23 protein-coding genes are annotated in these 20,061 nt (G+C 60.9%); 16 read left to right on the top strand and 7 right to left on the bottom strand.

Annotated features, from left to right (window positions below; genetic code table 11):
• Positions 1 to 232: 232 nt before the first annotated feature.
• Positions 233 to 1,087, bottom strand: a complete 855-nt coding sequence (locus tag AC061P_RS08810) for an acyl-CoA thioesterase (protein ID WP_449648184.1) — start codon at positions 1,085 to 1,087, stop codon at positions 233 to 235.
• A 32-nt stretch (positions 1,088 to 1,119) separates the two neighbouring features.
• Between AC061P_RS08810 and AC061P_RS08805 the strand changes: the two genes are divergently transcribed.
• Positions 1,120 to 1,800 carry a DUF8185 domain-containing protein gene (locus tag AC061P_RS08805; protein ID WP_449647001.1) on the top strand — a complete coding sequence of 227 codons (681 nt, stop codon included), beginning with the start codon at positions 1,120 to 1,122 and terminating at the stop codon, positions 1,798 to 1,800.
• Between the two features lie 12 nt (positions 1,801 to 1,812).
• Here AC061P_RS08805 and AC061P_RS08800 read toward each other — a convergent pair whose 3' ends face one another.
• Entirely contained in the window at positions 1,813 to 2,451 is a 639-nt protein-coding gene (locus AC061P_RS08800) for a hypothetical protein (protein WP_480390962.1), read from the bottom strand.
• A gap of 38 nt (positions 2,452 to 2,489) precedes the next feature.
• Complete coding sequence (locus AC061P_RS08795) at positions 2,490 to 4,148, bottom strand: FAD-binding dehydrogenase (RefSeq protein ID WP_480390961.1); 1,659 nt, start codon at positions 4,146 to 4,148, stop codon at positions 2,490 to 2,492.
• A gap of 225 nt (positions 4,149 to 4,373) precedes the next feature.
• On the opposite strand from AC061P_RS08795, the gene pdhA reads away from it, so the two are divergent.
• Genes pdhA through AC061P_RS08770 form a run of 5 tightly spaced genes read left to right on the top strand, consistent with a single transcriptional unit; the run spans position 4,374 to position 9,349 of the window.
• Positions 4,374 to 5,486: a pyruvate dehydrogenase (acetyl-transferring) E1 component subunit alpha gene (pdhA, locus tag AC061P_RS08790; RefSeq protein WP_480392173.1), complete on the top strand. Its 1,113-nt coding sequence runs from the start codon at positions 4,374 to 4,376 to the stop codon at positions 5,484 to 5,486.
• Positions 5,483 to 6,484: an alpha-ketoacid dehydrogenase subunit beta gene (locus AC061P_RS08785; protein WP_480390960.1), complete on the top strand. Its 1,002-nt coding sequence runs from the start codon at positions 5,483 to 5,485 to the stop codon at positions 6,482 to 6,484. Before pdhA ends, AC061P_RS08785 begins: the two co-directional genes overlap by 4 nt.
• A complete protein-coding gene (locus AC061P_RS08780; RefSeq protein WP_480392172.1) occupies positions 6,484 to 7,959 on the top strand; it encodes a dihydrolipoamide acetyltransferase family protein in 1,476 nt (491 codons plus the stop codon). Before AC061P_RS08785 ends, AC061P_RS08780 begins: the two co-directional genes overlap by 1 nt.
• A gap of 35 nt (positions 7,960 to 7,994) precedes the next feature.
• Entirely contained in the window at positions 7,995 to 8,582 is a 588-nt protein-coding gene (locus AC061P_RS08775) for a signal peptidase II (RefSeq protein ID WP_480390959.1), read from the top strand.
• Positions 8,579 to 9,349 (top strand): hypothetical protein, encoded by a 771-nt coding sequence (locus AC061P_RS08770; protein WP_480390958.1) that lies wholly within the window; start codon positions 8,579 to 8,581, stop codon positions 9,347 to 9,349. Before AC061P_RS08775 ends, AC061P_RS08770 begins: the two co-directional genes overlap by 4 nt.
• 64 nt (positions 9,350 to 9,413) lie before the next feature.
• On the opposite strand, the gene AC061P_RS08765 is transcribed toward AC061P_RS08770, so the two are convergent.
• Positions 9,414 to 9,956 carry a hypothetical protein gene (locus AC061P_RS08765; RefSeq protein ID WP_480390957.1) on the bottom strand — a complete coding sequence of 181 codons (543 nt, stop codon included), beginning with the start codon at positions 9,954 to 9,956 and terminating at the stop codon, positions 9,414 to 9,416.
• A gap of 131 nt (positions 9,957 to 10,087) precedes the next feature.
• Complete coding sequence (locus tag AC061P_RS08760; protein ID WP_480390956.1) at positions 10,088 to 10,663, bottom strand: TetR/AcrR family transcriptional regulator; 576 nt, start codon at positions 10,661 to 10,663, stop codon at positions 10,088 to 10,090.
• Between the two features lie 99 nt (positions 10,664 to 10,762).
• On the opposite strand from AC061P_RS08760, the gene AC061P_RS08755 reads away from it, so the two are divergent.
• The 8 genes from AC061P_RS08755 (at position 10,763) to AC061P_RS08720 (ending at position 18,324) form a co-directional block, all read left to right on the top strand.
• Positions 10,763 to 12,364 carry a carboxyl transferase domain-containing protein gene (locus AC061P_RS08755; RefSeq protein WP_480390955.1) on the top strand — a complete coding sequence of 534 codons (1,602 nt, stop codon included), beginning with the start codon at positions 10,763 to 10,765 and terminating at the stop codon, positions 12,362 to 12,364.
• 5 nt (positions 12,365 to 12,369) lie between these two features.
• Positions 12,370 to 14,343, top strand: coding sequence for an acetyl/propionyl/methylcrotonyl-CoA carboxylase subunit alpha (locus tag AC061P_RS08750; protein ID WP_480390954.1), 1,974 nt, complete (start codon positions 12,370 to 12,372; stop codon positions 14,341 to 14,343).
• The gene (locus AC061P_RS08745) at positions 14,340 to 15,527 is read left to right on the top strand and encodes an acyl-CoA dehydrogenase family protein (RefSeq protein WP_480390953.1); all 1,188 of its coding nucleotides are present in this window, start codon (positions 14,340 to 14,342) and stop codon (positions 15,525 to 15,527) included. The genes AC061P_RS08750 and AC061P_RS08745 overlap by 4 nt, the downstream gene beginning before the upstream one ends.
• Positions 15,524 to 16,003, top strand: a complete 480-nt coding sequence (locus AC061P_RS08740) for a MaoC family dehydratase (protein WP_100388689.1) — start codon at positions 15,524 to 15,526, stop codon at positions 16,001 to 16,003. Before AC061P_RS08745 ends, AC061P_RS08740 begins: the two co-directional genes overlap by 4 nt.
• The gene (locus tag AC061P_RS08735) at positions 16,000 to 16,815 is read left to right on the top strand and encodes an HpcH/HpaI aldolase/citrate lyase family protein (RefSeq protein ID WP_480390952.1); all 816 of its coding nucleotides are present in this window, start codon (positions 16,000 to 16,002) and stop codon (positions 16,813 to 16,815) included. The genes AC061P_RS08740 and AC061P_RS08735 overlap by 4 nt, the downstream gene beginning before the upstream one ends.
• Before the next feature lie 138 nt (positions 16,816 to 16,953).
• Positions 16,954 to 17,472: a hypothetical protein gene (locus AC061P_RS08730; protein ID WP_480390951.1), complete on the top strand. Its 519-nt coding sequence runs from the start codon at positions 16,954 to 16,956 to the stop codon at positions 17,470 to 17,472.
• Positions 17,473 to 17,498: 26 nt separating this feature from the next.
• Entirely contained in the window at positions 17,499 to 17,897 is a 399-nt protein-coding gene (locus AC061P_RS08725) for a helix-turn-helix domain-containing protein (RefSeq protein WP_480390950.1), read from the top strand.
• Positions 17,890 to 18,324 (top strand): hypothetical protein, encoded by a 435-nt coding sequence (locus AC061P_RS08720; RefSeq protein ID WP_480390949.1) that lies wholly within the window; start codon positions 17,890 to 17,892, stop codon positions 18,322 to 18,324. The genes AC061P_RS08725 and AC061P_RS08720 overlap by 8 nt, the downstream gene beginning before the upstream one ends.
• Positions 18,325 to 18,477: 153 nt before the next feature.
• Here AC061P_RS08720 and AC061P_RS08715 read toward each other — a convergent pair whose 3' ends face one another.
• Positions 18,478 to 18,906 (bottom strand): NAD(P)/FAD-dependent oxidoreductase, encoded by a 429-nt coding sequence (locus tag AC061P_RS08715; RefSeq protein ID WP_480390948.1) that lies wholly within the window; start codon positions 18,904 to 18,906, stop codon positions 18,478 to 18,480.
• Between the two features lie 135 nt (positions 18,907 to 19,041).
• On the opposite strand from AC061P_RS08715, the gene AC061P_RS08710 reads away from it, so the two are divergent.
• Positions 19,042 to 19,251, top strand: a complete 210-nt coding sequence (locus AC061P_RS08710; RefSeq protein WP_480390947.1) for a hypothetical protein — start codon at positions 19,042 to 19,044, stop codon at positions 19,249 to 19,251.
• 98 nt (positions 19,252 to 19,349) lie between these two features.
• Positions 19,350 to 19,604 (top strand): GNAT family N-acetyltransferase, encoded by a 255-nt coding sequence (locus AC061P_RS08705; protein ID WP_480390946.1) that lies wholly within the window; start codon positions 19,350 to 19,352, stop codon positions 19,602 to 19,604.
• A 3-nt stretch (positions 19,605 to 19,607) separates the two neighbouring features.
• Here AC061P_RS08705 and AC061P_RS08700 read toward each other — a convergent pair whose 3' ends face one another.
• A complete protein-coding gene (locus tag AC061P_RS08700; RefSeq protein WP_480390945.1) occupies positions 19,608 to 19,907 on the bottom strand; it encodes a thioredoxin family protein in 300 nt (99 codons plus the stop codon).
• Positions 19,908 to 20,061: the final 154 nt, after the last annotated feature.

Below are 20,061 nucleotides of genomic sequence, written 5' to 3'. Positions count from 1 at the left end.
TCGTTGCGCCCCGTCCACAACGCCAAACAAGGGCGTACCGGGAACCGGGCCGTAATCAAACGTAACTCTTTTGCGGAATGTTCGCAGCTTCAGGTCCACCAGATTGGGGACATCCCGCGGCGTTGGTCGACTTCGATCCGCGGCACAGTAGGCATCGGGGCGGGTCGACTTCGTTGCCTATTCGTTACATTGGCGACGCCGCCGTGGGGCGAGTCGCAACGAATAAGAGGGCTTAGCGCGGCGGGCGCACCATACCTTCTTGAGCAACACTGGCGACAAGGCGACCAGAACGATCGTAGATGCGGCCGAGCGAAAGCCCGCGCCCACCGATTGCATTCGGCGACTCCTGAACATAGAGGAGCCACTCATCCACTCGCGCCGCCCGGTGCCACCACATGGCATGGTCGAGGCTGGCAACCTTGATCCCCGGAGTAGCCCAGGCGAGCCCGTGTCGACGCATGATCGACTCGAGAATCGAATAGTCGCTGGCATAGGCCAGAGCTGCGCGATGAAGGTTCATATCGTCGGGCATTGGACCAACCGACTTCAACCAGACAGCCTGGTGAGCCACATGCCCGCCCTCAACTGAAATGAAGATCGGCGAAGGAACGTAACGCATATCAAATGGGCGCTCGGATGCCCAATACCGTGCAACCGGATGATCGAGCGACGCCAATGACTCGGCAGTCGTTGGTAATGACTCCGGGTCGGGGAGGTCGCTTGGCATATCAATCTGGTGATCGAGACCGTCGTCTTGGTCCTGGAACGATGCGATGGCCGAAAGAATTGGCACCCCATCTTGATAGGCCTGCGTACGTCGTGTTGAGAACGATCGACCATCGTGGATGCGGTCGACTGAAAAGGTGATCGGGAGGTTGATGTCTCCCGGACGCAAGAAATAGCCGTGCATCGAGTGCACGATTCGGTCCGCGGCGAGAGTGCGCTGAGCGGCAACAAGAGCCTGCGCAAGCACTTGACCTCCGAAGACTCGACCCTGCGGCATCCATTGGCTTGGACCCGTAAAAATGTCTTCGTTTGTTCGTGCGCCGGTGTCGGTCAGATCGAGGGCAGTTAGAAGCCCAGACATAGGGTCGCTCATGCCTGTAGTTTAGGAGACCTATGACTGGATCGTTTACTTTGGTGGATTCCCTGGCTCTGGGTGATCTGCATGTCTTTTTGGGTCGCGCTGCTCGTGTTGACGACGGCTCCGTTCGACTTATTGGTGGCGCAGGCGTGCTTGCCGTCTACGTTTCCGTGCTGCATCCCGCTGGCTTGCTTGACCACAGCCCAACCGTTCTTGGTTTGAGAACCTTCGCTTTGGCGTCGAAAGATACCTTCGACGCTGTTGTGCCCGTTCGCTCCCTTATCGGTCGCGTGGAAAGCGCGATAGACGAATCCGCCGACTCGTTTGGGGAACCCGTGACGGTGAGCCTGCCCATGAGCGTGAACACCGTCACGTGGGCTGCGATTACTCCGCCGCGTGGAGGATGGGTGGCAATCGATACGGTTGCGGGCGAGATCCTTGAGACTGCGGCCAAAGAGGGAATCGACGAAGTTGCGCAGGCCGTGCCCTCGGGCGTTGGCGAAGCGATCGTGCATAAAGTGCGCACAGAAGTATGGGGGCGTCCGCTGGACAACCCCGATTACCTGCCAGCGGGAGCAGGATTTGCTGCCGTAAGTTTGGGCTTCCTCGGCGACGACGATTCAGCGTCAGTCTACGAATCCGGTGCGTGGACGCGAATCACCACCAAACGGGGGCACGTACTCGTCAAGCGTCGGGCGTGGTCTGTCGCGCGCTAGCCCTCAGGTTCTCTAGACCCCGAGTCCGCTAACAAGGTTGAGCGATAGCAGTAGTGATCCGACTCCGGAAACGAACCAGACGCCCAACGATGCCCAAATGGGTGTGAGTCCCCAGCCCAGCTGACGCTTCACGACAACCGAACGCCCGATGCAGTAAATGAGTGGGCCCAGGAAGATGAATGCCGGATGAAATGGGCGGTCGATCCCGCGACGTTTCAGGCTTCGAACATCGCGAAAAGCTAAAACGATTGTGGCGATATAGGCCACCCACGTGCCGACGATCACCATGATGAATCCGGGATCTGAATAGACCAGAAGCGGATCGTAGGCGCTGAGAATCAGCGTCGTGGGGTCGATGAGGGCGAGGCCAATGAGCGGCAGGAACGGCAGCAATATGATCGTCCAGATTTGCCACGTGTACGGCGACACCTCGCTCGATGACGCAGCCGGCGCCTGAGCATACTGGGGTTGCGCATACTGCGGCTGCGCGACCGTAGCCGTGGACGTGGCAACGGGTTGCGACGCTTGGCCACCCGCAGGCACGTATTCTGACGGACCCCAGGCTGAGCCGTTCCACCACGCCTTGCCTCCACGACCAGACGGATCCGAATACCAGCCCGGTGCCGTTGGCTCCGCCGAAGAATTGCTCATGTTGGAATTCTAGCTGCAGCCGCGGCTCATTCTGTGGCTTAAAGCGCTGCGACACTCCGCCCAGCAGCACGACCGCTGAAGAGGCACCCGCCGAGGAAGGTGCCCTCAAGCGCGCGGTAGCCGTGCATCCCTCCACCGCCGAATCCGCTGGCCTCTCCTGCCGCCCACAAACCCGGCACCGTGGCTCCGTCAGCGCTGAGTGCTCGGCCGGCTAGATCGGTGTGGATGCCGCCCAAACTCTTGCGAGTCAGAATATTGAGCTTGACCGCAATGAGCGGCCCCGCTTTCGGATCAAGGATGCGGTGTGGCTTGGCCACACGGATGAGCTTGTCTCCGAGATAGTGGCGAGCTTGTCTGATCGCATTGACCTGCGAATCCTTCGAGAATGAGTTGGTGAGTTCGCGGTCGCGCGCCTCAATCTCGCGACGCACGTGCGGCAGATCGATCGCGACATCCGGGGTCAGATTTTGCATTCCGGTGAGTAATTCGTCGAGGGTGTCAGCAACAATGAAATCGGCGCCGTGCTTTTTGAAAGCCTCGACGGGAGCTGCGGCGCCCTTGCCGAGCCGTTGCTTCAGGAGTTCGCGCACGCTTTTGCCGGTCAGATCGGGGTTTTGCTCACTACCGGAGAGCGCAAATTCTTTCTCGATGATTGCCTGGGTGAGCACAAACCAGGAGTGGTCGTAACCAGTCGCGAGGATGTGTTCGAGGGTGCCGAGCGTGTCGAAACCGGGAAACAGGGGCGTCGGTAGGCGGTGCCCTGTCGCATCCAGCCACACACTCGACGGGCCAGGCAGAATGCGGATGCCGTGCTTCGGCCACACCGGATCCCAGTTCTGAATTCCTTCGACATAGTGCCACATGCGGTCGCCGTTGATGAGGCGAGCGCCAGCGGACTCGACGATGCCGAGCATCCGTCCGTCGACGTGAGCGGGAACACCGCTCAGCAGCTTTTTGGGGGCTGCCCCCATCCGCTTCGGCCACTGGGCGCGCACGAGATCGTGGTTGCCGCCGATGCCTCCGCTCGTCACGATCGTGGCGGGGGCGCGCAGCTCAAAGTCGCTAATGATCGTTCGGTTGGATGATGCACCGCGTGCTGCGTCGTCTGCAGCTAGCGTCGCACCGCGTACGCCAACAACGGCACCGTTCTCTCTGAGGAGTTCATCGACGCGGTGACGAAAATGCAGAGTCGCGAGACCATCAGCGACACCACGGCGCACGGCATCGATGAAGGGCTGAACGACGGCAGGGCCAGTTCCCCACGTCACGTGAAAACGCGGAACCGAATTGCCGTGCCCCAGCGCTGTGTAGCCGCCGCGCTCTGCCCAACCAACAACAGGGAAGAACCCCACACCGCGTTCGCGAAGCCATTCGCGTTTCTCGCCGGCAGCAAATTCTAGATAGGCCTCGGCCCAACGCCGGGGCCACTCGTCTTCTTTGCGATCGAAACCAGCCGTGCCGAACCAGTCTTGACGGGCAAGTTCGAGTGAGTCTGTGATGCCCATGCGTCGTTGTTCTGGAGAGTCCACCAGAAACAGCCCGCCGAAGGACCACCACGCTTGGCCGCCAAGGCTGGCTTCTGGCTCTTGTTCGACGATGGCGACGTGTTTGCCTGCCGCGATGAGTTCGGCGGCGGCGACAAGGCCCGAAAGGCCTGCTCCGACGACGATTGCGTCTAGTTCGCGCGACTGCGTCATACGTGACTCCTTTGACACTGATGTGCTGACAGTATGTCGCGTCACCCACCAATTTGGTGGCAACTTTCGCGCGCCACCTTGTGAACCGCGCACGGTGTAGGTACGGTCAAATTAACTCCGAGCGACGAGGCTCGGGTCAACCTGTGATTTACCAATCACGGTTGTGAGGATCGCTTGCGCGTGGCTTACCGGCAGACGCAATGGCAGATCGGAGGAACGATGAGTATGACCGTGCCCGTGAAAGCCCAGAAATCTGAGGCTAAGAAGCAGAACCCTGAGTTCGTGCAGCTTCTCGATCCAAAGGGAATTCGGCTCAGCGATGATGTCTATGACCCTTGGGTGTCGGATGTCACCGGCGATCAGCTCGCCAGCCTCTATGAAGACCTCATCATTGTGCGTCGCATCGATACTGAAGCGACTGCCCTCCAACGTCAGGGCGAGCTTGGACTGTGGCCGCCGCTCTTTGGTCAGGAAGCCGCTCAAGTCGGTTCCGCTCGCACTCTGCGGCCCGATGATTTTGTGTTCTCCAGCTACCGCGAAAACGCCGTCGCGTACTGCCGTGGAGTGAAGCTGCCCGATCTTGTTCGGGTGTGGCGCGGAACTGCGGCCTCGGGGTGGGATCCGTTCTCGGTGGGAATGGCAACGCCAGCCGTGATTATCGGCGCCCAGACGCTTCATGCCACTGGATACGCCGTCGGCTGCAAAAAAGATGGCGTCGATAGTGTCGCTGTGGCTTACTTCGGTGACGGTGCCACTAGCGAAGGGGATGTCAGCGAAGCAATGGTCTTTGCTGCCTCCTTCAAGGCTCCCGTGATTTTCTTCTGCCAAAACAACCAGTGGGCGATCTCCGAGCCAGTGGGGTTGCAAGCTCAGCGGCCGATTGCCGATCGGGCTCCGGGGTTCGGTATTCCGAGCATCCGGGTCGATGGCAACGATGTGTTGGCTGTCATGGCGGCAACTCGCAGCGCCCTCGACCGCGCGCGTAACGGTGGCGGCCCCACCTTTATCGAAGCGGTGACGTACCGCCGTGGACCGCACACGACCTCCGATGACCCGAGTCGTTATGTCGACCCTGTGGTCGCAAAAGAGTGGGAAGCTCGCGACCCTATTGCGCGCGTCGAAGCCTTTTTGCGCAGTGAAGGGGTGCTGACGGACGAACTTGCCGCCTCCATCCAGGCGCGTGCCGATCAGGTCGCTGCCGAATTCCGGGCGGGATGTCTGGCGCTCGAGAACCCAGAACCGCTCAGTGTTTTCGACAACGTCTATGCGACAGAACACTCGGGTCTTGCGCGTCAAAAGAGCCAATACAAGGCGTACCTAGAGGGGTTTGAGAAATGACTGAACTAACTCTGGCGAAGGCGCTCGGCTCAGGTTTGCGCCGAGCCCTAACCGACGACGACAAGGTTGTGTTGCTTGGCGAAGACATCGGTACTCTCGGTGGAGTCTTTCGAGTGACCGATGGTTTGCAGCGCGATTTCGGCACAGATCGAGTGATGGATACGCCTCTCGCCGAAGCCGGAATCATCGGGATGGCGGTGGGGCTCGCATTCCGGGGCTACCGTCCGGTGTGCGAAATTCAGTTCGACGGCTTCATCTATCCAGGTTTTGACCAGATCGTCGCGCAGGTGGCGAAGCTGCACTACCGCACGGCCGGAAATGTGCGGATGCCGTTGACGATTCGTGTTCCCTACGGTGGAGGAATTGGCGCGGTCGAGCACCACTCGGAGTCGCCGGAGGCCTACTTTGCCCACACCGCTGGGCTGCGCGTTGTCACGTGTTCGACGCCGCAGGATGCTCACAGCATGTTGCGCGAAGCAATAGCGAGCGACGATCCTGTGCTGTTCTTCGAACCCAAGCGTCGCTACTGGACCAAGGGTGAGGTCGACGAAGATGCTGACGGCCTGCCGATGGGCAAAGCGCGTGTCGTGGTTGAGGGTACTGACGTGACTCTTGTTACCTATGGCCCGCTGGTTGCTACTGCTCTGGATGCCGCAGTTGCCGCCGCCGACGAGGGTATTTCTGTCGAGGTGGTTGATTTGCGTTCGCTGTCGCCGGTTGACTTTGACACCGTTTCGGCGAGCGTGCAGAAGACGGGGCGGCTCGTGATTACCCACGAAGCTTCGGAATCTGGCGGTCTCGGTGCCGAAATTGCGGCGACTCTGACTGATCGTTGTTTCTACTACCTTGAGTCGGCCCCGGTGCGCATCACGGGGTTTGACGTGCCGTATCCGCCAGCAAAGTTGGAGGATCACTTCTTGCCGGATCTTGACCGCATTCTTGATGGTGTTGATCGCGCTCTTGGTCGCGTCAATTCGCTCACCGGGTGGAGCGCATGATGGCCGTTAAGGAGTTTGCTCTGCCCGATCTGGGGGAGGGACTCACCGAGTCGGAGATCGTTGAGTGGCATGTCGCTGTCGGCGATATGGTCACGCTGAATCAGCCCATTGCTGAGGTGGAGACGGCGAAAGCAATTGTGTCGCTGCCGTCGCCAGTGGCGGGCAAGATCACGGCTCTTCATGCTGAGCCCGGGGCTACCGTCATGGTTGGGGCCAAGATCGTGACATTTGAGCTCGAAGGTGCTGCCGGGTCTGCTGATGCTGCGGCTTCGTCAGATGCTGCAGAGCCAAACGATTCGGCTGAGTCAGAAGGTTCGTCCGCTGCCTCAGCCGCATCAGCCGCTCCGGAACGCAATTCGGTGCTAGTGGGATACGGTCCGGCGGTGGAGAGTGGCAAACATCCCACTCGCAAGCGTCGTGCGCCTCAATCGGCAGAGCCTGCTCCCGCCGAGTCGACCGCAACCGAAGTTGAAGCCGGAACCGGAACCGCAGCAGAAACGGCAACCGAAGCCGCAACCTCGACACCAGCAGCAAACGCTACAGCCAGCCCGGCCGAGGCGCGCACCAAGTCAACACCGCCGGTTCGTAAGCTCGCCCACGACCTAGGGGTTGACCTCACGACCGTGCAGGGCAGTGGGCCAGACGGCGTTATTACCCGTGAGGACGTCTCGAAGGCCGCCGCTGCGGGAGGAGACACCGCTGCAGCCACCTCAGCAACAGCCAGCACAGCAACCACCGCAGCAACAGCCACACGAGCGCCCCGCGCAGGTAGTTCCGAGGCTCGCCAGCGCGAGCAACGCACCCCCATCAAGTCAGTGCGCAAAGCGACAGCGGCTGCCATGGTGGCGAGCGCCTTTACGGCACCCCATGTCACCGAGTTCTTGACGATCGATGTGACTCCGACTCTCGACCTTGTTGCGCGTTTGAAAGCGAAGGGGAGTGCGGCATCCGTTCTCTCCGTTGTTGCGAAGGCGCTGTGCATTGGGGTTGCACGCAACCCGTCGCTCAATTCGCGCTGGGATGCGGAAGCTAACGAGATTGTTGAGTTCGGTTATGTGAATCTGGGCATTGCGGTGGCAACACCGCGGGGGCTCATGGTTCCGAATCTCAAGGATGCTGATTCGCTGACATTGGCTGAGCTCACGGAAGCGATCGGCGTTATTGCTCGGGATGCTCGTGCCAGCAAGGCCACACCGGCATCGTTGAGCGGCGGAACAATCTCGATCACGAACGTTGGTGTGTTTGGCATTGACACCGGCACCCCCATCCTGAACCCGGGCGAAGCTGCAATTCTGGCGATCGGTGCTGTGCGCAAATTGCCGTGGGAATACCGTGGCGAGATAGCGCTCCGCGATGTCATGACACTGAGTCTGTCGTTCGACCACCGACTCGTTGATGGCGAACAGGGTGCCCGCTTTCTCACCGATGTTGGGGCAATTCTGAGTGACCCAGGCACCGTATTGAGCATGGTGTGACACGAGGGGTGGCCGCGACAGGTGACAATGGTCTTATGACCGAGAATTTCGACCCTGCCGCGGCCGCCACCACTTCGCGTAAATCGCGACGTTTGCTGTGGGGCATTCTTGCGCTGGCTGCCTTCGTGGTTGCCGTCGACCAGGTGAGCAAGTGGTGGGCTGTGGCAACTCTCGGCGACGGCACGACAATCCCCATCATTGGGGATCTGCTGTCGTTCCAGCTTGTCTACAACCCCGGAGCGGCCTTCTCTATTGGCGAAGAGTTCACGTGGGTTCTCACAATCATTGCGGCGCTCGCGGTCGCGGCGATCACTTGGTATGCGGCGCAAGTTGAGTCACGCGCGTGGGGCTTTGCTCTCGCCATGCTGTTGGGTGGGGCCATCACCCACCTCGGAGATCGACTTTTTCGCGACCCCGGTTTTGCGCGCGGCCACGTTGTCGACTTCATCAACTACAACGGTTACTTCATCGGAAACATCGCCGATATTGCTCTCGTCGGTGGCGCCATCATGATCGTGGTCATTTCGCTCATGGGCATCGCATCGAAGCCTGAACCGGTGGCGATCGAGAGTGCGGATGCTGCGGCAACACCTCCGGCAGCAACACCCCCAACGGCACCATGACAGACCTCAGTCTGCGGATGCCCAACTCGCGGCTGCGGGCTGTGCTCAATCTCGGCACACGACGCACGCCGCCCATCACTCTGCCAACGGCGTTGGCCAAGCCGGAGCTCTTCGCGGACTGGGATGACGAAGGGCAACTGAGCGACCTCCACGTCGAGTACAAGACTGGTCAACTGCACCTCGAAACGACGAGTGCCGGTGTCAGCCACCACTTCCACACTCCGCACGGTGAGCACCGCCCCTCAAGCCCGTGGCGGGCCAACGACACCAACACGCTCTTGCAGTGGGCAACCCAACTAGCTACCGACTTTCATGCACTCTTGCCGACTGTGCTTGAGGACATCACTCAAGCGGCAGCCTGGCACGATGCCGGATTCGACCTCTACATTTGCGAAGTTGAGGAGCCGGTGCAACTTGAACTGCTCGAGATTGAAGTCGAGGGTGAGCTGCTGACGTTGCCGTGGCTCGGTGCGGGAACGGTGAGTCACGACCACATCGACGGCGAGAATCATCCGATCGCCCTCCTGTGGGGTGCAGGCGACTCTGAACCCGACCAGCCAATCGCCGAAGCATGGACTGATCCCCGCACTGGAGCGCCGCGAACCAAAGCCGTTCCGGGAGTCAACTGGGACATTGTCGGGCTGCCAGCGGTGGAAGTATTGCCCTGGCTGGAGGGAATCTACCTCAACCACCACGTCATTCCGGATGCCGAAGGAACGCTCCTCAATGCGGTTCTGCGACGCCTCGGTGGGCTCGATCGCCCCTAACGCATTGTGAACGCGAAAGGGCCTGCGACCGATCAGTCGCAGGCCCTTCATCGTGCTGGATTTGTTAGTCGTCAGTGTTGTCTTGATCGCTGCTAGTGGTAGCGCCGCGATCGCCGTGATCTGCGCGGTCGCCGCCACGGTCGCCATCGGTGGCGTCGGGGTTTGCTGCGCGCTCGGCTTCATGCTCGGCACGAAGTTCGGTGAGGGCGGCGGTGAGGGTGTCTTCGTCTAGGTTGAGTTCGGTGGCGAGAGCCGTCACGAACGTCGCTCGGCGGGCATCCTTCGCTGCTGTTCGTTCTTCTTCGGTGGCGTCGGACCCCAGTCGTTCTGGGCGCTCGGTGCTATCGCGCACTGCCGTGAGGGCGTCAGTCACGTCGGCTTCGGCGAGGCCGAGCTTGGTGGCGAGGGCGTCAGCATCGAGGCGAGGGCCGTGACCGTGCCCGGCTCGTTCGCTGCTTGTAGTGGTGCTGTTGGTGGTTGTTTCGGAGGCAGCTGCGCTTGTGGTGGCAGTGTCGATGGTGTCAGCCTGGGCAGGCAAGGCAATGCCCAGCGCGACACATGAGGCCAGCACTACGCCAGCTGCTCCTCTGATCAATTTCTTGTTCATGGTTGATCCTTTTCGTCCTATCCGGAATCTCCGGTGTACGAAATCCACACTCGGCTCACTGCCTATCAAAACCCTATGGGGACACCGCGAGAGGCATGGGCAAGTGCTGTGGTCTTGCCTGAGCTTGCGCGCTACGCGTTGAGGGCGGCCAGCGCCATCCGCTCGAGCACGGCACGCGTCGCGCCGGCACGCCCGCTGTGGGGGGTGGAGTTGATGAGCCCGAAGGTGGCGTGGGCGCGGGTGCGCAGCTCGGCGGTCGCGGCATCCGGATTTATCTGGGAGAGCACGCCAACCCAGAGTTCGACGTAGCTGCGTTGCAGGGCGCGAACGTCGTGTTGGTCGCTGGCGGTCAGGCTGTCGAGGTCGCGATCTTGAACCCGGATGACGTCAGCGTTGCCGAGCGCAAATTCAACATGAAACTGAACGAGGCTTTCGAGCGCGGCTCGGGGTGTGGCGGCGTGCTCGATCACGGTCTGGGCTCCGCGGCACAGGTTGGAGCTGGCGTCAACCAAAATCGCGGCGAGAACGTCTTGCTTGCCGTCGAAGTGGCGGTAGACGGCGGGGCCGCTGACGCCGGCGGCTGCGCCGAGTTCTTCGAGCGAGACCCGGGTGAAGCCACGCTCGGCGAAGAGGCTGGCGGCGGCGTCGAGGAGGGCCTCGCGCCGGTCGGCCTTCGCTTGGCTTCGCGGAGTTGGCGTCTCGTTCATGTTCTGAGTCTAGACAGTTCGGTTAATGCTCGCTAACCTAAATTGCGTTAGTAATGACTAACCCAAGTGGCCACAAGCTACGCAGAACGAAGGTGTTCGATGGAGAAGATTTCCTCGGCCGCTCAACCGTCCCACCCGACGTTTGCGGCTAACGAAGAGTCAATGCGCGGCCTTGTCGAGCAATTGCGCGAACGACTCGCGACGACAGCCCTCGGCGGCTCAGAGAAATCTCGCGAACGCCACGTCTCCCGCGGCAAGCTGCTTCCTCGCGACCGAGTCGATGAACTGCTCGATGCGGGCAGCCCCTTCATCGAGATCGCCCCGCTCGCTGCGAATGGAATCTACGACGACCAAGCCCCCGGCGCCGGCGTTATTGCCGGTATCGGCCTCATCCACTCTCGTCCCGTTCTCGTGATCTCCAACGACGCCACGGTCAAGGGCGGCACCTACTTTCCCCTCACGGTCAAGAAGCATTTGCGGGCGCAAGAGATCGCGCTCGAGAATAAGCTGCCGTGCGTCTATCTCGTGGACTCGGGTGGAGCCTTTCTCCCGATGCAGGATGAGGTCTTTCCCGACCGCGACCACTTCGGGCGCATCTTCTACAACCAGGCTCGGCTCTCGGCGGCGGGCATCCCGCAGATTGCCTCGGTCATGGGGTCGTGCACGGCGGGTGGCGCCTACGTTCCCGCAATGAGCGACGAAACGATCATCGTGCGCAATCAGGGCACAATCTTCCTTGGCGGCCCGCCGCTCGTGAAGGCGGCCATCGGCGAGATCGTCACGGCCGAAGAACTCGGCGGGGGAGACGTGCACGCGCGCACTTCTGGCGTCACCGATCACCTTGCCGACGACGACCGCCACGCGCTCGAAATTGTGCGGGACATCATCAAGACCATCCCCAAGCCTGCCGCTCCCGCGTGGGATGTTGTTGCCTCGCGCCCGCCCGCTGTGAACCCTGACGAGCTCTACGGCGTCGTACCGACCGACGTGCAGAGCCCCTACGAGGTGCGCGAAGTGATCGCGCGGCTGGTCGACGGCAGCGAGTTTCACGAGTTCAAGAAGGAATACGGCACGACGCTCATCACCGGGTTCGCAACGCTGCACGGGCATCCGATCGGCATCGTCGCCAACGCCGGGGTGCTGTTCAGCGAATCGGCGCTCAAGGGCGCTCACTTCATCGAACTGTGCGATCAGCGCGGCATCCCGCTGCTGTTCCTGCAGAACATTTCGGGCTTCATGGTCGGTAAGGAATATGAGGCCGGCGGCATCGCCAAGAACGGTGCCAAGATGGTGACCGCGGTCGCGACCACGCGCGTTCCGAAGTTCACAGTCGTGATCGGCGGCTCGTTTGGGGCCGGCAACTACTCGATGTGCGGTCGCTCCTATTCGCCACGATTCTTGTGGATGTGGCCCAACGCCCGCATCTCGGTCATGGGCGGCCCGCAGGCTGCCGCTGTGCTCTCCACGGTGCGCCGCGATCAGCTCGGCGAAGACGCCTTCACCGACGACGACAAGGCCGAGTTCGAGAAGCCCATCCGCGAGCAGTATGAACGCCAGGGCAGCCCCTACTATTCGACAGCCCGCCTCTGGGATGATGGAATCATTGACCCCAAAGACACGAGAGACGTGCTCGGCATGGCTCTCGATATCGCCGCAGCCACCCCGCTGCCCGACCCGGGCTTCGGCCTCTTCCGGATGTGATGGCGATGTTCTCTGCTGTTCTGGTCGCCAATCGTGGCGAAATTTCCTGTCGCATCACGCGCACCCTGCATTCCATGGGTATCCGTTCGATCGCGGTGTACACGGAGCACGACCGTGACGCAAAGCACGTTCGAGTCGCGGATGCCGCGGTGCTGATCGACAGCTACCTCTCGGTTGAATCGATCGTTGCTGCCGCCCATGCCGTGGACGGCATGCACGCCGATGCGGTGCACCCGGGCTATGGCTTCCTCTCCGAAAACGCGTCCCTCGCCGAGGCCTGCGCGGCAGCCGGAATCACGTTTATCGGCCCCGGCGTCGAAGCGCTTGAGATCATGGGCGACAAGATTGCGTCGAAGAAGCACGTGACCGAGTGTGGCGTCGCCGTGATTCCCGGAGTCGCTGAGCCGGGCATGACGAACGACGATCTCGTGGCTGCTGCGGCCGAGGTCGGGTTCCCGCTGCTGATCAAGCCGTCTGCTGGTGGTGGTGGCAAGGGCATGACGATCGTGCGCGAGCCCGATGCTGTTGCCGGTGCTCTCGACTCTGCTCGTCGCGTGGCCAGTGCCGCGTTCGGCGATGACACTCTCTTTCTCGAGCGCCTCGTCGAGAAGCCCCGGCACATCGAGGTGCAGGTGCTGGCCGATAGCCACGGCACCACGATTCACTTGGGGGAGCGCGAATGTTCGCTGCAGCGCCGCCACCAGAAGATCATCGAAGAAGCGCCGTCGCCGCTGCTCGATGAGGCAACGCGGCAGCGCATCGGTGAAGCTGCCTGCGAGGTCGCCCGCAGCGTGAACTATGTCGGCGCGGGAACCGTCGAGTTCCTCGTCTCCGACAATGCCCCCGACGAGTTCTTCTTCATGGAGATGAACACGCGGCTGCAAGTGGAGCATCCCGTCACCGAAATGGTCACCGGAATCGACCTCGTGGAGTGGCAAGTGCGCATCGCTGCCGGCGAGAAGCTCACGGTGGAGACACCGACACTCACCGGTCACGCGGTCGAGGCGCGCATCTACTCCGAAGACCCCGCCAACGACTTTTTGCCCTCGGCCGGTCAGATCGTAGCGCTCCACGAAGCGAACGATGTCCGCGTCGACAGCTCCTTAGTCGAAGGCGGCACCGTCTCCGCCAACTACGACCCCATGCTCGCGAAGGTCATTTCGCACGCGGCGACGCGCGACGAAGCCCTCACGAAACTCGACCGTGCCCTCGCCGACACCGTCATCCTGGGCGTCACGACCAACATCGAATTCCTGCGAGCTCTCCTCAACCGCGACGACGTGCGCGCGGGCGACCTCGACACGGGCCTCATCGAGCGAGCTCTGGCCGAGATCGAGTTCGCCGCGCCTACCCCGGCGGTGCTCGCAGCGGCGGCCCTGAGCATCCATTCCGAGCGTTGGATGCCGGGCTCACCCTGGCAGCGTCCCAGCGGCTGGCGTGTGGGCCACCATCGCTCAGCCCGCTACCGTCTCGCCTGTGCGGGGCAGGTGCACGAGGTTCTGGTTGCCGGCCCGCCCAGCGCAGCGGACGTCACGATCGACGGCACCACCACCCCGGCTCGCCTGACGACCACCGGTATCGAGTGGGGCACGCAGAGCATCCGCCTCACGATCGAAACGGTTGACGCCACGGTGTGGATTGGGCAGGAGGGCACTTCCTGGGCTCTCACTTCGCAGTCTCGCGCCGAGTCACTCGCGGCCCACCGCGCCACTCTCGCAAGAGTCGCCGGTGTGGTCGATCCCGAACTGCGTTCGCCCATGCCCGGCACCGTTGTTGCGGTCGCCGTCGCGCACGGAGACTCCGTGACTGCCGGTCAGACGGTGCTCACCATTGAAGCCATGAAGATGGAACACCCCGTTGTCGCCACCCTCGATGGGGTTGTCGACATCAGCTTGAAGCCTGGCGATCTGGTCACACGCGATCAGATCGTTGCCCGAATCGAATCGCCACAAGCGAGCACTGAAGGAGAAACCTCATGAGTCACGACGCTACCCGCGGCGAAATCACCCACCTCGGCCTCACCGATGAGCAGCTGAAGTTGCAGGCAGATGTTCGCCACTTCGCCGACACTGTTGTCGCGCCAGCCGCGTACGAATACGACACGAAGCGTGAACTGCCCTACGGCATCATCGCGCAAATGGGGGAGATGGGTCTCTTCGGTTTGCCGTTCCCCACGGAGTTCGGCGGTCAGGGAAAGGACTACGTCTCCCTGTGCTTGGCGATTGAAGAACTAGCTCGCGTTGACCAGTCGATCGCGGTCACGCTCGAGGCCGGCATCGGTCTTGGGGCGATGCCGATCTTTAAGCAGGGCACCGAAGAGCAGAAGCAGCAGTGGGTTCCGATGCTCGCCCGCGGTGAAGCGCTGGCTGGTTTCGGTCTTACCGAAGCGGATGCCGGCTCCGATGCTGCGGGAACCAAGACCACTGCCGAGCTAGTCGATGGCGAATGGGTCATCAACGGCACGAAGCAGTTCATCACCAACTCGGGCAGCGAAATCACGAAGGTCGTGACGGTGACAGCCGTGACCGGGCGTCGCGAAAACGGTAAGCCTGAGCTGAGCGCCATCCTCGTTCCGAACGGCACGCCAGGCTTCACGGTGCACCCGCCCTACGACAAGGTCGGCTGGCACACTTCTGACACGCACCCCCTGTCGTTCGACAATGTGCGCGTTCCCGAAGCCAACCTGTTGGGGGAGCGCGGTCGTGGTTTTGCTAACTTCATCGAAACGCTCGATGAGGGTCGCGTTGCGTTCTCTGCACTCTGCACGGGGGCCGCTCAAGGTTGTCTCGAGGAGTCGATTCGCTACGCCAACGAGCGCCACGTCTTTGGTCGTTCGATCGGCTCGAACCAGCACATTGCGTTCAAGATTGCGCGGATGCAGGCGCGAGTTCACTCGGCACGCTTGGCAACGTACGACGCAGCCCGCAAACTGGTTGCCGGTGTTCCGTTCAAGATGGAGGCGAGCTTGGCGAAAATGATCAGCAGCGAGGCGGCCATGGATAACGCTCGGGATGCCACCCAAATCTTTGGTGGCTATGGCTTCATGAACGAGAACCCTGTCGCCCGCCACTACCGTGACTCCAAGGTGTTGGAGCTCGGCGAGGGCACCACTGAGGTGCAGATGATGGTCATTGCTCGTGAGCTGGGGTTCGCAACCCTATGACCGGCAAACGTATTCAGCAGCGCGGTCTCTGGTTCGACGAGTTCGAGGAGGGCGCGGTGTATTTGCACGCGCCCGGCCGCACCGTCACCGAGGCTGACAATGTTCTCTTCACGACGATGACGATGAACACGCAGTCGCTGCACTTGGATGCCGCGTGGTCAGAGCAGCAGCCGTTTGGGCAGCGCTTGGTGAACTCGATGTTTACGCTCTCGACGATGGTGGGAGCATCCGTGGCTCAGCTGACTCAGGGCACGATTGTGGCCAACTTGGGTTTCACGGAGGTCAATTTTCCGCATCCGCTCTATCACGGCGACACGATGTATTCCGAGAGTGAGGTGCTGGAGAAGCGACTCTCGAAGTCGCGCCCCGGCCAGGGAATCATTTCGCTGCGGCACACGGCCAAGAACCAGGACGGCGTTGTGGTGGCTGTGGCAACCCGTTCGGTGATGGTTTGGACTGAGGAGGGCGCGCCGTGATTTTCACTCTAGGGCCGTCGATTCTGTTTGTTCCGGGCGATCGCCCCGACCGTTATGCCAAAGCGCTTGAGCGCGCGGATGCCATCATCATTGACCTTGAGGATGCTGTTGCGAGTGTCGACAAGGCTGCGGCCCGCGCTGCTCTGATTGCGAACCCGATGGATCCGGCCCGCACGATTGTGCGACTGAATCCGGCCGGAACGCAGGATCATGACAGTGACCTCGAGGCGTTGGAGCAGACTGACTACCGCACGGTGATGCTCTCGAAAGCGGAGTCGGCAGCTGACTTTGATGCCCTCACCGAGCTTGACGTGATCGCCCTCTGCGAGACGGCTCGTGGTGTGCTCGCTGCGACGACCCTCGCCTCGCTGGAGTGCGTGGTTGCCCTCATGTGGGGTGCCGAAGATTTGGTGGCGTCGCTCGGCGGCTCGTCGTCGCGCGAAGATTCCGGCCCCTACCGTGGTGTGGCCTTGCATGCGCGCTCGTCGGTGCTGCTCGCGGCCGGAGCCTATTCGAAGGCCGTGATTGATGCGGTGCATCTCGACATCGCAGACACCGATGGTCTGGCCGCTGAGGCTCGGGATGCCGCAGCACTCGGGTTCACTGCAACGGCCTGCATTCATCCCTCTCAAGTGGCCATTGTGCGCGAAAGTTATGCGCCCACGGTCGAGCAAATCGCGTCAGCCCGAGCACTTCTCGCCGCCGCGGAATCGCAGCCCGGAGTCTTCAGCTTCGAAGGCCGCATGGTCGACGGGCCGATCCTGCGGCACGCGGAGTGCGTGGTGGCGCGGGCGGGGTTGCGCGAGGGTTAGGTGCCGTTCTCACCGTGGCCCGGATCCGAATCATTGAGTGTCGCAGAGATTTCGCAGCGCAACATTTCTCGCGTGGCGTTGCATTTTCGTTTGATTTAGAGCCCTCGTGGTGTCAGTCGTAGACGATAGAGTCCTAGTGTGCCCAGATTTGACGAATCCTCCCGATGCAGCGCTGGCAGTCACGTCAGGTTCCGCTGGTATGGATTTCCGACGTGCACGATTGGCGGCGATCTGGAAGCTGCTACAGAGGCTTTTTTTAACGCGTTAGATGCGCCGGATCGAGTTTGGAGTCCTCACAGCAAGGCGATGGCAAAGATGGAGTTTCAGCGCCGTATACAGAAGGCGGAGCTTGGCAAACTCAGGCCAGTAGCTGACGTAAAACCTGTCGATGTGGAAAATCCGCCGCCACTGTACGAGATTCGATGGCAGAGCATCCCGGTGACTACTCGTGCGGGCGGTCTTCTAAGCCATCGCAGCACGATCGTACGTCTCTATCATTCCGAGCCCATTTCGCACCCTAACCACTTCATAGGGCACCATATTCATGAAAAAGACTTAGCAGTAGATCACATTTATCGCGCACAGGACGAAGAAATAAGAATGTCTAAGCGATACTTTGATGCTGGAGTCCCTAGTTCGTGGGGGATTGCTACTTAGGTCGAAAGCAATATAGAGTTTGATCTATGACAACGGATGCGGCACGCCTCGAAACGCTCGCTGGCCAGCTGATCGATGAGCATGACAACCTTCTTTCGTCGCTTATCGAGCAGCGTAAAAAGCACAACCTCACCCAAGCGGAAGTCGCCGAACGTATGGGGGTTAGTCAACCAACCATCGCGGCCTTCGAGCACTATGACGCGAATCCAACGTTGGCTACCGTGCGACGCTACGCTCTCGCAGTTGGTGCGAACATCGAACACTCTGTTATAGATGCGTGTTGTTCAATCGACGAGTCATTTGAAGCGATCGTAACCTCGCTATCGGGTCCTTGGCCTCCGCAGCGTGATGATGTGTCGGCGCCGCACACTTCTTGGGTGACCGCGGGAACCGTTCGTCGCGTTTCTGTTCATGGCAATGGCTGAGCTGTCTCTTGAAGATTTCGTCGGACGCTGCTCGCTGACGTCGATCTCACAACTGGAACTGAGCGGCACACGTTCACTTGATTCGAAGGCCTCATCCGACGCCGATCCGGTAGATCCTGCCTACGGGCTGGATATAGATTTGCGAGACGCAGACGACGGGTTCCGCATTCGCCTGACTACACGAGTGGAAGCCCCTCAGGGTGCCATCGTTTCCCAGGTGGGTGCAGAATATGCTGTTGAGGCGCTGAGCATTCGTTCTGTCTCTCGAGTAGTTCTTGTCGAGTTCGTAAATAATGTGGCTCTCATGCATATCTTGCCCTACACGCGTCAATCAATTTCTGACATTTCAATGCGGGTATTTGGTGCACCTTTGCTGATGCCGATTATTCAACGAGGCGAGCTCTCGTTCTCGGGCGTCAACGAGTAGGGATAAGCGCGCTGTCCACATTGGCTGATTTTCACAGCGTCAGCCCGATTTTGGTATCCAGGTCTCCGTCGGCGGCTCCAACGCCGCTTCAAGAGGCCCGTTAGCCGCTAGATGACACTCTCAAGGTCGGGATACTCGGTTCGCCGCAAAACCTCAAACCACTGACCCCAGATACGATCCCGTCGATGGGAAAGCGGCCGTTCTCGACTTGATCTGGCGTGTGGTGAGGCCGTTCTTCATGGCGAGAGCGATCGTATTGGCGAGTTCGGCATGGTCGTGGAGAGGGAGGCGGGCGCCGATGATGTGCTTGGGGCTCTTGTCGATCAGAATCCTTGTCACTCCGACTGTCTCACCACTGCGGTAGTTGGAAAACCATCCACTCGTGTCGTTGAATCGCACGTCAATGTCGAGTCCGCTCTCCTCGGCCTCGGCCTCGTGCTCGAGCATGCCGGCTCTGACGAACTCCGGAATGGTGAACGCCGCAGTGGGAATGGCGCGGTAGCCCGGTGTCGCCGAATTCGGCTTCAACATGTTGGATGCCGTGATCTTCGCCTCCAACACCGCGACCGGTGTCGGCGGCATCCCTGGGGTGCCAGCAGCATCGCCCGCCCCACCGTTGCCACACCCACATAAAGCTCGTGCTCGAGCCTCTCGTCTATGGCGCGATCAATGAAGTGTTTCCGCATCAGCTATAGACCGTTGTGATCTAATCGCACTATGACAGGAAGCCCACTCGAACTCCCGACGCTGCAGGGGGAGCGGTTAGTGCTGCGCGCATGGCGCGACTCCGATGTCGCAACGGTTCAAGAAGCATCCGGCGATCCTCAGATTCCGCTCATCACGACTGTGCCGGCAACCGACGATGACGCCGAGGCGTTGGCTCTCATCGCCCGGCAACATGATCGTCTGAGAACCGGTGCCGGTTAGGTGTTTGCGATAGGCGATAGCGCCGACCGTGCCGTTGGTCACATCGGGATATTTTCGTAGCCGGAGCAGGTGCGCGCGCCAGCATTGGGTATTGGGTCGTGCCCTCCGAGCGGCGCAAGGGATACGCCGCCGAGGCACTGCGGATGCTCACGGCGTGGGCCGTGAACCACGCTGGTCTCGACCGGATCGAGCTATATGTTGAGCCGTGGAACGAGGGGTCGTGGCGAGCGGCAGAGAGCGCTGGCTATGAGCGGGAAGGTCTGCTTCGGGCTTGGGAGCGGATAGACGGAGAGCCGCGCGACATGTTCATGTATGCCCGATTGACATCGGGCATAAGAATTACGGCGCGCTGAGGGCTACAAACTGCGCAGCTTCTCTCTCAATTGGTCAACGGTGGGTGCGCCGGCAAAGCCATCCGGGGTGACATAGCGGCGGCAGGCAAGCCCGACCGGGGCATCCGGCTGGGCAAAGGGGTCCACGCCATCGAAGAGGATGCTCGGTGACCCGCGGAACCCCACGCGCTCAGCTTCTTCGACCGTGTCGACCAGGTGTCGCGACACCGTGATCTGCGGGAACTCTTGTACGAGTTCGGTGATGTGCTGATCGGCAACCTTCCAGTTGGGGCAGCCCTCGAAGTATTGCAGCGTGATCTCCATACCTTCACCGTAAACCTTGAAGTGCGCGTGAAGCTGAAGCGCTGACGAACGCGGCGCCCGAGCGCGGAAGCTGCAAACGTGACGACGAAAATCCAATATCACCTTTAAAGCGTCTAAAGTAGATTTATAGCACCAGCCACTCACGTTAGGAGCA

The organism is Rhodoglobus sp. G.S.4 (genome assembly GCF_056619605.1).
The sequence above is the reverse complement of the archived record's forward strand: the minus strand, read 5'-3'. Positions and strand labels throughout refer to the sequence as shown.

Excerpts from the sequence above, each read along its gene's own strand:
- pdhA (WP_480392173.1), top strand. The coding sequence starts at position 4,374 with ATGACCGTGCCCGTGAAAGCCCAGAAATCTGAGGCTAAGAAGCAGAAC.
- AC061P_RS08720 (WP_480390949.1), top strand. The coding sequence starts at position 17,890 with ATGGCTGAGCTGTCTCTTGAAGATTTCGTCGGACGCTGCTCGCTGACG.
- AC061P_RS08710 (WP_480390947.1), top strand. The coding sequence starts at position 19,042 with ATGACAGGAAGCCCACTCGAACTCCCGACGCTGCAGGGGGAGCGGTTA.
- AC061P_RS08700 (WP_480390945.1), bottom strand. The coding sequence starts at position 19,907 with ATGGAGATCACGCTGCAATACTTCGAGGGCTGCCCCAACTGGAAGGTT.
- AC061P_RS08760 (WP_480390956.1), bottom strand. The coding sequence starts at position 10,663 with ATGAACGAGACGCCAACTCCGCGAAGCCAAGCGAAGGCCGACCGGCGC.
- AC061P_RS08805 (WP_449647001.1), top strand. The coding sequence starts at position 1,120 with ATGACTGGATCGTTTACTTTGGTGGATTCCCTGGCTCTGGGTGATCTG.
- AC061P_RS08755 (WP_480390955.1), top strand. The coding sequence starts at position 10,763 with ATGGAGAAGATTTCCTCGGCCGCTCAACCGTCCCACCCGACGTTTGCG.
- AC061P_RS08745 (WP_480390953.1), top strand. The coding sequence starts at position 14,340 with ATGAGTCACGACGCTACCCGCGGCGAAATCACCCACCTCGGCCTCACC.
- AC061P_RS08810 (WP_449648184.1), bottom strand. The coding sequence starts at position 1,087 with ATGTCTGGGCTTCTAACTGCCCTCGATCTGACCGACACCGGCGCACGA.
- AC061P_RS08740 (WP_100388689.1), top strand. The coding sequence starts at position 15,524 with ATGACCGGCAAACGTATTCAGCAGCGCGGTCTCTGGTTCGACGAGTTC.
- AC061P_RS08770 (WP_480390958.1), top strand. The coding sequence starts at position 8,579 with ATGACAGACCTCAGTCTGCGGATGCCCAACTCGCGGCTGCGGGCTGTG.
- AC061P_RS08800 (WP_480390962.1), bottom strand. The coding sequence starts at position 2,451 with ATGAGCAATTCTTCGGCGGAGCCAACGGCACCGGGCTGGTATTCGGAT.
- AC061P_RS08780 (WP_480392172.1), top strand. The coding sequence starts at position 6,484 with ATGGCCGTTAAGGAGTTTGCTCTGCCCGATCTGGGGGAGGGACTCACC.
- AC061P_RS08775 (WP_480390959.1), top strand. The coding sequence starts at position 7,995 with ATGACCGAGAATTTCGACCCTGCCGCGGCCGCCACCACTTCGCGTAAA.
- AC061P_RS08725 (WP_480390950.1), top strand. The coding sequence starts at position 17,499 with ATGACAACGGATGCGGCACGCCTCGAAACGCTCGCTGGCCAGCTGATC.
- AC061P_RS08795 (WP_480390961.1), bottom strand. The coding sequence starts at position 4,148 with ATGACGCAGTCGCGCGAACTAGACGCAATCGTCGTCGGAGCAGGCCTT.
- AC061P_RS08765 (WP_480390957.1), bottom strand. The coding sequence starts at position 9,956 with ATGAACAAGAAATTGATCAGAGGAGCAGCTGGCGTAGTGCTGGCCTCA.
- AC061P_RS08715 (WP_480390948.1), bottom strand. The coding sequence starts at position 18,906 with ATGCCGCCGACACCGGTCGCGGTGTTGGAGGCGAAGATCACGGCATCC.
- AC061P_RS08785 (WP_480390960.1), top strand. The coding sequence starts at position 5,483 with ATGACTGAACTAACTCTGGCGAAGGCGCTCGGCTCAGGTTTGCGCCGA.
- AC061P_RS08750 (WP_480390954.1), top strand. The coding sequence starts at position 12,370 with ATGTTCTCTGCTGTTCTGGTCGCCAATCGTGGCGAAATTTCCTGTCGC.